The organism is Candidatus Eisenbacteria bacterium (assembly GCA_030017955.1).
GTDB lineage: Bacteria > Eisenbacteria > RBG-16-71-46 > JASEGR01 > JASEGR01 > JASEGR01.
In genome coordinates, this window is sequence record JASEGR010000081.1 from 1 (window position 1) to 11,159 (window position 11,159).

The window sequence follows — 11,159 nt, forward strand, 5'->3', positions numbered from 1 at the left end:
GTGCACCGTTCTGGGGCAATGTCAATGTCAACTTATTTATGTTACGGTGCACTAGCCGCAGGTCGAGCAGTTCCTCGGACCGCAGGTAGAACAGCTCGCTCCCGAGGCTGTCACTGGCTTCATGCCCTTTCCTGAAATGCCAAACGGCGAGAACAGCCTTCTGGTCTTTCTCCCCTTGCAGTGCGGACAGCTCACGCGAGATTTCCCGAGTGACTTCACGGTGAATTCAAAACTCTTGCCACAACTCTCGCAGAGGAAATCAAAAGTCGGCATTGCTTCTCCTCACTACTCCATTCTGTATTCCAGCCGAAGCCCGGTTCTCCTGACGACAGTCTCTTCTTCGAAGAATCTCCTAACCAGGTCAAACAACGAGGGCTTCCTCCTAATCTTTCGAACAATGGCAGGTTTCCCTTTAATTCCAGCCATCCTGCCAGCCACCCTTATCGCGTCATCCAGATCTCCCATCTTGTCAACGAGACCAAGACTAAGAGCCTGCCTCCCGGTAAATACCCTTCCGTCTGCGATGGAAAGCACCTTCATTCTCTCAAGCTTCCTCCCTGTGGCCACCGCGTCAACGAACTGATCGTATACGTCGTCCATTATGCCAACAAGGTACTTCCTCTCTTCCGGAGTCGGACTTCTATAGATGGCTCCAGTATCCTTGAACTTGCCGCTCTTAACAACCTCAAACCGCAGTCCGAGTTTCTTCAGAAGCTCCTGGCCCGTGGCATAGCTCATGATCACTCCGATGCTGCCCGTCAGCGTCCCGGGATTCGCAACAATCGAATCGGCCCCACAAGAGACATAGTAACCGCCCGATGCAGCAACCCCGGCCATCGATATGACAACCGGTTTTCCTGCCTTTCTCACCTTTCCGACCTGCTCATAGATTTCCTGGCTCGCAGCAACTCCGCCGCCCGGGCTGTCAATTCTGATCACAACGGCCTTGACCGAGCGATCTTCCTTATGCCTTTCCAGCTGACTGACAACGGAGCTCGCCTCTCCATCAATCGTTCCATATAGCTCTACCAATCCCACTCTTTTGCCGGCGAGGACCGCCTCGTTGCGGTCCGACAATGAGCCCACGATCATGAAGAGGATTGAACCGCTTACAAAAAGTCCGAGGGCGATTAGGATTATCTCAACAACGATTTCGTTTCTTCTCACCATGTGACCTTAGGCAGCTAACGTGCACTGCAACGCTCATCCGTGTTCAATCTTGTCAACTATCCCGACTATTGCTGCGTCCACCGGATTGAACTTCTCTTCCAGGGCATTCGCCGCTTCCCTTCCTCTGACAAAAAATACCATCTGCTGGGGGGCAGCGCTAACTGTATCCACAGCCACAAGTGGTCTCCCGCTCTTCTCGCCTCTATCGGTGTATGGCTGTATGAGAAGAAGCCTCAGCCCCTTCAGATTCTGGGTTTTCTGAGTCGCTACAACCGTCCCCACTACCTTTGCCAGATGCATACGAAGGAGAAGACCTCACCCTCTATCTGCCACTGCATTCCCGTGTCACAGAATCTTGGCCGCCGGTGTGCCTCCCGAATCCTCCATAAGGACGTTAAAAAAACGGTTCTGCCTAACCTTCCTCGAAAGCTTCACTCTAATGTAATTGTCAGTGAGCCCGATGTCTGTCAGTGAATCCCCGATTGAGAGCACCTGGAGTCGTTGTCCTGAGAACTTGCCGGCGAAGCTCTTTCGTTTCCCTTCGCCGATTGAGCGCAGGACAGAAGCCCTCCTTCTCATCTCGCCGTCCGGTATGCCGGTTTTCATTGAGAATGCCGGCGTCCCCGGCCTGCGGGAAAACGGAAATACATGAAAATAGGAAAACGGAAGGCTGATCAGGAAATCTACTGTCCTCAGAAACGACTCCTCTCCTTCACCAGGGAATCCGACAATGACGTCCGTTCCAATCGAAGCATCGGGAACCGCGCCGCAGAGCTCCCGGATCCTTGCGGCAACCTCGGCGGACAAGCACTTTCTTCCCATCATCCGCAGAACAGCGTCATCACCACTCTGAACCGGAACATGGAAATGGCGGCAAAGTTTCTTCGAAGACGCAAAGAGCCTGACAAGCTCCCGGTCCAGATGTCTCGACTCTATTGAGCCAAGCCTCACCCTGAATTCTCCGGGAAGATCCCAGATTCTTTGAAGCAGCTCAGAGAGATTCGTTGTAACAAGGTTGCCTCTCCCGTAGTCCCCGAGATCAGTTCCGACTATGACGACTTCCTTGGCGCCCTCGCGGACTTTTTCAGCTACCCTGTCCACCGCGTCCGATATCTCGACGCTCTTGGAATTCCCCCTCACAGAAGGAACGACGCAGAAGCTGCACCGCTCGCTGCATCCTTCCTGGACTTTGACAAACACTCTTGTCCTGCGGTGAGAGTCTATCTGCCGCGGCGAAATCCTGTCTCCCGCAGCAAGCCCCAGGCAATCCAGAAGATCTTCTTTCCTGCGAAGCACCAGTGTCTTCTCGCCGCCGGGTACGGTCTGACTGTCAAGTCTCGCGGTGCACCCTGCAAGAACTGGCCTTGCTCCCGGGAACTCCCTCAGCATGCGCCCGACAAATCTCCTTACCTCGGAATTCGCTCTTTCTGTCACGGCGCACCCGTTAACGATTACGAAATCCAGCCCGTCCTCAAGTCCGACTACTTCCACTCCTTGTCTGCTGAGGAGAAGCTCGAATTCCTCGGAGTCGCACTGATTGACCTTGCATCCGAAGGTCGCGACAGAGACCCTCAAGAAGTCTCCCCCCCGCTCTCCAATTCTTTTTCAGGTCCCTCGGCGGCCGGTTTATCTTCGCGGGCCTCTGCTGCCTCAGGTGTTTCTGCTACTGCTGCTGCTTCTGCTCCTACTTCAGCTGCCGCTTCCGGCACCTCCTCTTTCTTTGCCTTTGGCGCCCGGTCTCTGAACGCCTCCCATTCCGCCTTCTCCCTTGCCAGGAAATAGCCCTTCACGCTCAGGACGATACGCCTTGCGTCAGGGTCGACTTTTGTAACCTTGAGCGGGATCTCCTCGCCCAGGGCAAAGTTGTCCGATGATCTCTTGATTGGCTCAAGCCCGAGCTGGGAAATCGGCACGAACCCTTCTATGTCACCTCCCAGGTCCACGATCAGACCTTTCTCCAAGAACCGTGTCACCTTCCCTCTGACCTCGGTGTCGGCCGGGAATCTCTCCACCAGGGACTGCCACGGGTCCTCGGTCAGCTGGCGCAGCCCCAGCGATATTCTCCTTGAATCCTTGTCCACGCTCAGGACTATGACTTCGACTTTGTCGCCCTTCTTGACAATCTCAGTCGGATGGGAAACCCTTCTCGTCCATGACATGTCCGAGACATGGAGAAGACCGTCTATTCCTTCTTCAAGTTCTACGAATGCGCCGAAGTTGGTGAGATTTCTTACCCTTCCGACGAGCTTTGTACCCGGACGGTACGTCTCGTCAATCACCTTCCAGGGATCCGGCTCAGTCTGTTTAAGGCCCAGCGAGATCTTTTCGTTTTCCTTGTCGATCTTGAGGACAACTGCCTCAATCATGTCACCCACGGCGACAATCTTTGACGGGTGTTTCACATGTCTTGTCCACGACATTTCGGAGACATGTATAAGCCCTTCGATTCCTTTCTCGAGCTCCACGAATGCTCCGTAGTCTGTGACACTGACAACCTTTCCCCGTATCTTTGAACCCACCGGGTACTTCCTGTCGACTTCCTCCCAGGGGTATGGAGCAAGCTGTTTAAGGCCAAGCGAAATCCTCTCTTTTTCCGGATCGAAACTCAAAACCTTGACTGTGATCTTGTCGCCGACCGCAACGACCTCAGAAGGGTGGGAAATCCTGCCCCAGGACATGTCCGTGATGTGAAGGAGGCCGTCAATCCCTCCCAGGTCGACAAAGGCGCCGAAGTCAGTGATGTTCTTTACGACACCCTGCCTCACCTGGTCTTTCGCCAGTTCCTTGAGGATTCCGGTCTTCTGTTTGGCCCTCTCCTCTTCGAGAACCGCCCTCCGGGACACGACTATGTTTCTTCTCCTCTTGTTGAGCTTTATTATCTTGAACTTCATCCTTTGATTCAGGAGGGCATCGATGTTCTGGATCTGTCTCAGCCCGATCTGAGATCCCGGAAGAAACGCTTCCACCCCGAAAAAGTCCACGACGATGCCGCCTTTTATCTTCCTGAGGAGTTTTCCCTCCACGACCTCCCCGCTGTCTGCCGCCTCTTTGACCCGGTCCCAGACCTTGGCGAAGTCCGCCTTCTGTTTCGAGAGAACAACCACTCCGTCCTGATTCTCAGTCTTCTCAAGGTAGACATCCATCTCATCGCCGATCTTGATGGATGACGGGTCAGGGAACTCCGTGACAGGTATTGCCCCTTCGGATTTGAAGCCCACATCAACCACGATCTCTTTGTCGTCGATGTGGAGCACCCTGCCTCTTACTATCTCTCCTTCCTGAATGTTTCTGAGAGAGTGCTCATACAGATTTACCATTTCGTTCGTCTTCTCTTCATCGTGAGGCTCTCCCTCGTCGGGCCTATCTCCCGAAAAAGGTTTACCCGACGGCTTGGCTCTCCGCGCCCCTCCGGGCGTCTTCTTCTCGGCAAAACTCGGTTGATTCTCCTTCTCTTCTGGATCCGTACCCCATTGCGTTCTTTCTTCAATCATTGAATCTGTTTCCCCCTTTTCCTCGTATTTTTATGGCTCCGGTGGAGCCAGATGAAGCCGCTATTCGCCGCCCCTCTCCCGTACCCACTTTACCACATCTTCAAGAATCCAGTCGGGCGTTGAGGCACCGCCCATGACTCCGGCAGCCGAGATGCCGTCAAACCACCTCTTCTCCAATTCGGATGGACCCTCCACCTGATAGGTCCGCTGATTCTTCTCTTTTGACATATCAAACAAGCGTCTGGTATTCGCACTCTCTCTCCCGCCGACAATTACCATCACGTCTACGGAAGAGGCGAGCTCCCGGGTAGCTGCTTGCTTTAGAGAAGTAATGTTGCAGATCGTATTGTGCACCCTCGCGTTTCTCGCCTTCTCCACAAGCACCGATACAATCGAGTAGAACCTTTCCCTGGACTGCGTCGTCTGCGCTATGATGCCGAGCTTCTCGCAATCCTCGCATGCAGAAGCGCCTTCCGGAGAATTCACTACACAAGCTCTTCCGCCGGCGTTGGCAACGGTTGCCACAACCTCGGGATGGTTCGTGTCACCCACTACAACCGTGAAATACCCTTCCCTGCTGAGCTGCCGCGCATACTCATGGCATCTCTCGACAAAAGGGCATGTGGCATCAATTACCTCAAGTCCCCTTGCCTTTGCCTCCCGGATGGGCTCCGGCCCCACGCCGTGACATCTGACAATTACCGTTCCTGCCTCTATGCTCCGGACGTCATCAACAACTCTCAGACCCTTTCCAGCAAGTTTGTCCACAACCTGCCTATTATGGATGATGGGCCCGAGGCTGTAAATCGGACCGTTCTGCTTCTCCAACGCGCTCCTGGCTATTGCGATGGCTCTCTTCACACCGAAGCACGGGCCGGCATTCTTTGCAAGAATGACATCTATGTCTTTCATTTCATTGATGTGTCGTCGATTATGCCTGTTTTCTCATGTGTTTCCTTAAGAGCTTGAATTCGCTTCATGACCTCCGCGCTCAACTCCCTATACCCGGCCCTGCCGACCGGCGGGAATTCGGATGTCCGAATAGGCGGCCCGAAGCTGATTCTGACCCTTCCTTTTCTCCTCAGCGCTTTCTTTATCTTGTCCGAGCCCGAGATGTAGGCGGGGAGAATAGGCGATGAGGTCTCCATGGCCATCATGCCTATCCCGGTTCTGGCGGGTTTGAGCTCTCCGGAGAGATTCCTCCCACCCTCAGGAAACACAAGAAGTGCACGCCCTTTCTTGAGATGTGAGATTACAGCAAACAGGCCCTTTCTGTCAAAGCGGTCACGGCCTATAGGAACCGCGTTAAACGCCTGTATCAGCTTTCGAAAGAAAACATTCCTGAACAACTCTTCCTTTGCCAGATAGTATAGCTCTCTCGTCGAAGCTGCGCCCAAAAGCGGCGGGTCCCAGAATGAGATGTGGTTCGTGGCAACGATGAGCCCGCCGCCGGGAGGTATGTATTCCTTTCCGTCGACCTTCATCCCTAGACCGAATTTGAAAAACGAGTTCACAATATGCCACGACAATCTATAGTGGAGCTTCACGATATTCCTGGTATTACCTTCCTGGCTTCCCTTAGGATTGCCTCCACCTGCTCCTCAAACGTCATGCCAGTCGTGTCAATTGTTACGGCGCCGGGAGCCTTCTGGAGCGGGCTCTCTTTTCTTGTCATATCCCTGCGGTCCCTTTCGGAAAGCTCTTTCGTGACACGCTCAAGTGAAGGACCGTGCCCGTTCCTCCCGAGCTCAAGAAATCTTCTTCTTGCCCTTTCCCCAACAGAAGCATCAAGGAAGACTTTGAGCTCGGCATCCGGGAAAACAACGGTCGCTATGTCACGCCCTTCCATCACGACGCCGCCGTCCTTTCCGAGATTTCTCTGGAGCTTTACCAGCAGCCTCCTCACCGGAAGAAAGCCGGCAATCTCGGAACTTGCGTTTCCCACCGAAGGCGCCCTGATCTCATCGGTCACATCCTCGCCGTCAAGGAGTATCCTGTCATTTCCGCCGGCAGTGTCCTCTATTCGGACAGAAACTTCTTTGAGGGCGGCCTCGACTGCCTTTCCGTCCTTTGCGTCAGCGCCACTCCTGAGGCACCTCAGAGCAAGCGCCCTGTACATCGCACCGGTGTCAAAGAACCTGTAGCCCAGTCTTCTCGCCACTTCTTTTGCAGTCGTGCTTTTTCCGGAACTGGCAGGTCCGTCTATTGCAATGATTCCCCTTCTCAACTATCCGGCCCTTCTTGAAGCCATCCCGGAGAGCACCTTCTTCATTCCCTCAACGAGCTTCCGGTTCTCGGACATCGTGCCGGTCGTTATTCTGACAAATTCCTTCGACATCCCGAAAGAGACCATGCTCCTCACTATCAGTCCCAGCTTCTCAAGCTCACGGGTGACGGCCACACCGTCCACGCCAAGATCAACGAGAACGAAGTTGGTTTCTGACGGGATAACCCGGAGGTTCATCTCAGCGAACTTCTTACTGAGGAAGTTCCTGCCTTCCTTGCTCATCTCGATACTCTTCTTGATATGCTTGTCATCCTCAAGGGATTTCAGGGCTGCGGCCTGGGCGAGGCAGCTCACATTGAAGGGGAGTCTTACTCTATTCAGAAGCGAGGCAATCTCAGGGCTTGTTATGCCGTATCCGATCCTGAGACCCGCCAGTGCGTGCACTTTCGAAAAAGTCCTCGTGACGACGACGAGCCGGCCTTCCCTCAGGTATTTCAGATGGTCCGGGTAGTCTAGTCTATCAACAAGGTCTATGTATGCCTCGTCGAAGACCACGACAATCCTGTCCGGGATCGCTCGCATGAAAGATTCGACTTCATCTTTTCCAAGCGTGGTACCCGTGGGATTGTTCGGATTGCAGACAAAGATCACTTTGGTTTTCGGCGTCACCGCGGCTGCCATTGCCTCAAGGTCGTGATCAAACCCCTTGGTGGGAATGAAAATCGGCTTACCTCCCATCACCTGTACCGCAATTCTGTACATGATAAAGGAAGGGTTTGCAATGATGCCTTCTTCGCCCGTCGAAATGAAGCTCCTTCCGACGGCATCGATTATCTCGTTCGACCCGTTGGCGACGACTATCCCCTCCGGGTCAAGGCCGAATTTCTTTGCAATGGCATGCCGTACATAATAAGACCCTCCGTCCGGATACCTGTTGAGCTGGTTGAAGGCATCCGTTATGGCCTTAAGAACGGCTTTCGAAGGGCCGGAGGGGTTCTCATTGGATGCAAACTTCATGGCCCCGCTGATACCGAGTTCTCTCTCCACTTCCTCGATAGGTTTCCCCGGCGAGTAGGGCACAAGTTCTTTAATCTCAGGACGAGCTGCCTTCCAAATGTCCACTGCCACCGCCAATCCCTCCTCTTTGTTCAGTTCTTTCTCGTGATCCCGGCTGCTTTCTCGAGAGAATGAACCTCACGGGACGTCAGGAATCTGAACGCTCCAGTCATGAGATTTCCGAGTGTCAACGGACCAAATGATACTCTTCTCAGCGAGAGCACCTTGAGACCGTTGGCCTCGCATATTCTTCTCACTTCGTGCTTCCAACCCTCTTTGAGAACAAGCTCGATTTTCGATTCGTCCTTCGTTTCTGAGACAAGCTTTGCCCGGACGACATTGGACCTTTTCCCGTCCGGGAACTCGACCGGTGTAATCAATGAACCAAGTTTCTCTCTCGTCACTCTTCCCGAAACAGTCACGTGATAGCATTTCTCTATGCCGAACCTGGGATGCGTAAGCCGCAACGACATTTCGCCATCGTTTGTAAGAATGAGAAGACCTTCGGTCATGTAGTCCAGCCTGCCCACAGGAAACACCCGCTCCTTCACACTGCCGATTAGGTCCATCACAGTTTTCCTGCCCCTCGGATCGAAGGAACTTACGATATACCCGGAAGGCTTATTGAGAAGGATGTAGGTGAATGAGTGCGTCCTGGTGAGATTCTGTCCCAGGAATGACACTGTATCTTCGCCGGGATGAACCCTCACCCAGGGGTCACGGACAACCTTTCCATTTATCTCTACAAAACCTCTCCCAACCAATTCATCGCATTTTCTTCTGGAACCAACGTTGGCTTGAGAGAGGAATTTATTGAGCCTCACCTGTTCCAAGTTCGCCCAACTCCTCCGCCTGGGACTCACGTGACTCAAGCAGTATTTCCAATTCCTCAAGCCTCGGCAGCTCCGAAAGGTCGTTCAGCCGGAAATACGTGAGGAACTGCTGGGTCGTTCCATAAAGGAGCGGCCTGCCCACGCCGTGCGCTCTTCCCTTCACGGCGATAAGGCCCCTTTCAAGAAGCGTGGCTAACACGCTTGCTACATCGACGCCTCTTATTTGTTCGATTCCTGCCCTTGTCACGGGCTGTCTGTACGCAACAACTGCAACAGTCTCCAGAGCGGGTTTGGAGAGTCTTGCTTTTCTCGTCCCTTTCATCAGCCTCTCAACCCATGCTGCAAACTCTTCTTTGGAGACTACCTGATATCCTCCTGCGATTTCGATCAGACGGACACCGCGGCCGGAGGAATCATACTCTTCTCTCAGGGCTGCCAGCGCGCCCTCGATCTCGGTCTCGGAGAATTCTGAGAGAACAGCCCGCAGTGTTCCCTTCGAAACCGGCCTGTTCGAGGCAAAGAACATTGCTTCCAGGACGGCCTTCGCCGATTCAATTTTCTCTTCAATCATCAACTATCCCCCGGCTGACATCCGCCGCGGCAGCCTGCCCCATCCCCAACACAATGGTTATCTCGGAAAACGCTTTCCTCTGCTTCGCCCTCACAACGCCGAGCCTTATGAGCTCGAGAAGTGCGACAAAAGTCACCACAACATGGCGTTTGCCCAGATCAACATCGAGAAGCGAAGCAAAACCGATTCTTCCTTCTTCCCGGAGCCTCCTCAGAATCAGCTCCATTTTTTCCTCAATCGTAATCTCCTCGGCCCGAACCTCCATCGGCTCCGGAGTGGAGAGACCCGGAAGGATGGCTCTCAATGCTTCGAGCAAGTCGAACAGACTTGCCTCAATCAGCTCCTCGTCCCCGTTCTCTCCTTCTTCCGGAATGTAGCCTCTGTCGAAGAGAAGCCTTCGCTCTTCTTCTTTTGTCTTCAGCGCGGCAGCCACTTCCTTGAACTTCCTGTATTCTTGGAGATTCCTCATGAGCTCATCCGGGCCGGCCTCCAGCCCTTCTTCCTCGGAAAGTGACGGGATGAGCTGAGAGACCTTGAGTCTCATGAGGAGTGATGCGATGACTATGAACTCCCCTGCTTCGTCGAGAGAAATCTTCTCCAGATACCTGATGTATCCGAGAAACTGACCGATCAACTTCGATATCGAGAGATCTTCAATTTTGAGCTCTGCTTCTTTCACGAGATGAAGAAGAAGCTCCGGAGTACCGCTGAAACCCGGTGTCGAGAGAAGGAATCCGTTCATTAGAATTTCATCGCCTTTCTCACCTCTTCCATGGTTTCTTCTGCAACGTGTCTCGCCCTATCATCGCCCTCGCTTATCCACCTTTCCACCTTCTCTGGATCAGCCTCCATCTCTTCCCTTCTGTCCCGCAGGTTCTGGAAGAAGCTGGAAATCTTCGAAGAGAGATTCTCTTTGCACGGGACGCACGCCAGCTCGCCGCTCCTGCATCCCCTCTCTATCTCTTTGAGCTCCGGCGCGTTGAACTTCCCATGGTAGGTGTAAACAAGACAGACCTCAGGATGCCCCTTGTCGCCGAGCCTTATCTTCTCCGGATCCGTGACGGCGCTCCGCAATTTCTTCTTTATCACAGGAGGAGGATCAGAAATGAGAATCGTGTTCCCGACCGACTTGCTCATTCTCTGCCCGTCAGTGCCCGGGAGTCTCGGGAATTTCGTAAGCTTGGCCTGGGGCTCAGGGAAGACCTCCCCGTAGAGACTGTTGAACCTCCTGGCAAGCTCCCTGGTCACCTCGATATGGGAAAGCTGGTCTTCTCCGACCGGTACAGTGTCAGCCCTGTACACAAGGATATCAGAAGCTTGAAGCACAGGATACCCAAGATGTCCATAAGTAGTCTCGCTGAGCTTCAGGGTCCGCACCTGCTCCTTCAGGGTCGGCACTCTCTCAAGTCTGGCAGTCGTTATGATCATCGAAAAGAGAAGATGCAGTTCAGCATGCTGCTTGATATGGGACTGAACAAAGACAGGGCTTCTTTCGGGATCGATGCCGGCCGCAATCCAGTCAATCACCATGTCCCGCGTGTCCTCTTTTATGGAAGACGTGTCTGCATATCCGGTAGTCAGCGCATGCCAGTCGGCAACCATAAAGAAGGTTTCATACTGATCCTGCAGAGCAACCCAGTTCTCAAGCGCTCCGACATAGTTGCCTAAATGAAGTCTCCCTGTCGGCCTCATTCCGCTCAGGATTCTGCCTTTCTTCACTCTTACTCCTCCGTCAACCAGTGTCGTGTCCTGTAAATTCCTTGTCTATGTCTTTGCCCCCGGACACGACACTTTCATAGGGGCTTCTCGCC

At 53.5% G+C, this 11,159-nt stretch carries 13 protein-coding genes; all 13 read right to left on the minus strand.

Annotation, left to right across the window (positions count from 1 at the left end; genetic code table 11):
* Nucleotides 1-51 precede the first annotated feature (51 nt).
* Genes QME66_11140 through trpS form a run of 13 tightly spaced genes read right to left on the minus strand, consistent with a single transcriptional unit; the run spans nt 52 to nt 11,067 of the window.
* Nucleotides 52-273, minus strand: a complete 222-nt coding sequence (locus QME66_11140; protein ID MDI6809519.1) for a zinc ribbon domain-containing protein — start codon at nt 271-273, stop codon at nt 52-54.
* Between the two features lie 12 nt (nt 274-285).
* Nucleotides 286-1,167 (minus strand): signal peptide peptidase SppA, encoded by an 882-nt coding sequence (gene sppA, locus QME66_11145; GenBank protein MDI6809520.1) that lies wholly within the window; start codon nt 1,165-1,167, stop codon nt 286-288.
* Nucleotides 1,168-1,203: 36 nt separating this feature from the next.
* Nucleotides 1,204-1,470, minus strand: a complete 267-nt coding sequence (locus QME66_11150) for a EutN/CcmL family microcompartment protein (GenBank protein ID MDI6809521.1) — start codon at nt 1,468-1,470, stop codon at nt 1,204-1,206.
* 45 nt (nt 1,471-1,515) lie between these two features.
* Nucleotides 1,516-2,745: a MiaB/RimO family radical SAM methylthiotransferase gene (locus tag QME66_11155; GenBank protein MDI6809522.1), complete on the minus strand. Its 1,230-nt coding sequence runs from the start codon at nt 2,743-2,745 to the stop codon at nt 1,516-1,518.
* Entirely contained in the window at nt 2,742-4,661 is a 1,920-nt protein-coding gene (rpsA, locus tag QME66_11160) for a 30S ribosomal protein S1 (GenBank protein MDI6809523.1), read from the minus strand. Before rpsA ends, QME66_11155 begins: the two co-directional genes overlap by 4 nt.
* 60 nt (nt 4,662-4,721) lie before the next feature.
* On the minus strand, nt 4,722-5,573 hold the full coding sequence (ispH, locus tag QME66_11165; GenBank protein MDI6809524.1) for a 4-hydroxy-3-methylbut-2-enyl diphosphate reductase: 852 nt from the start codon (nt 5,571-5,573) through the stop codon (nt 4,722-4,724).
* Complete coding sequence (locus QME66_11170) at nt 5,570-6,208, minus strand: lysophospholipid acyltransferase family protein (protein ID MDI6809525.1); 639 nt, start codon at nt 6,206-6,208, stop codon at nt 5,570-5,572. The genes ispH and QME66_11170 overlap by 4 nt, the downstream gene beginning before the upstream one ends.
* A complete protein-coding gene (cmk, locus tag QME66_11175; GenBank protein ID MDI6809526.1) occupies nt 6,205-6,888 on the minus strand; it encodes a (d)CMP kinase in 684 nt (227 codons plus the stop codon). Before cmk ends, QME66_11170 begins: the two co-directional genes overlap by 4 nt.
* Entirely contained in the window at nt 6,889-8,016 is a 1,128-nt protein-coding gene (hisC, locus tag QME66_11180; protein ID MDI6809527.1) for a histidinol-phosphate transaminase, read from the minus strand.
* Between the two features lie 20 nt (nt 8,017-8,036).
* The gene (locus tag QME66_11185; GenBank protein MDI6809528.1) at nt 8,037-8,768 is read right to left on the minus strand and encodes a pseudouridine synthase; all 732 of its coding nucleotides are present in this window, start codon (nt 8,766-8,768) and stop codon (nt 8,037-8,039) included.
* Nucleotides 8,755-9,348: an SMC-Scp complex subunit ScpB gene (scpB, locus tag QME66_11190; GenBank protein MDI6809529.1), complete on the minus strand. Its 594-nt coding sequence runs from the start codon at nt 9,346-9,348 to the stop codon at nt 8,755-8,757. Before scpB ends, QME66_11185 begins: the two co-directional genes overlap by 14 nt.
* Nucleotides 9,341-10,090 carry a segregation/condensation protein A gene (locus QME66_11195; protein MDI6809530.1) on the minus strand — a complete coding sequence of 250 codons (750 nt, stop codon included), beginning with the start codon at nt 10,088-10,090 and terminating at the stop codon, nt 9,341-9,343. Before QME66_11195 ends, scpB begins: the two co-directional genes overlap by 8 nt.
* Entirely contained in the window at nt 10,090-11,067 is a 978-nt protein-coding gene (trpS, locus tag QME66_11200) for a tryptophan--tRNA ligase (protein ID MDI6809531.1), read from the minus strand. The genes QME66_11195 and trpS overlap by 1 nt, the downstream gene beginning before the upstream one ends.
* Nucleotides 11,068-11,159: the final 92 nt, after the last annotated feature.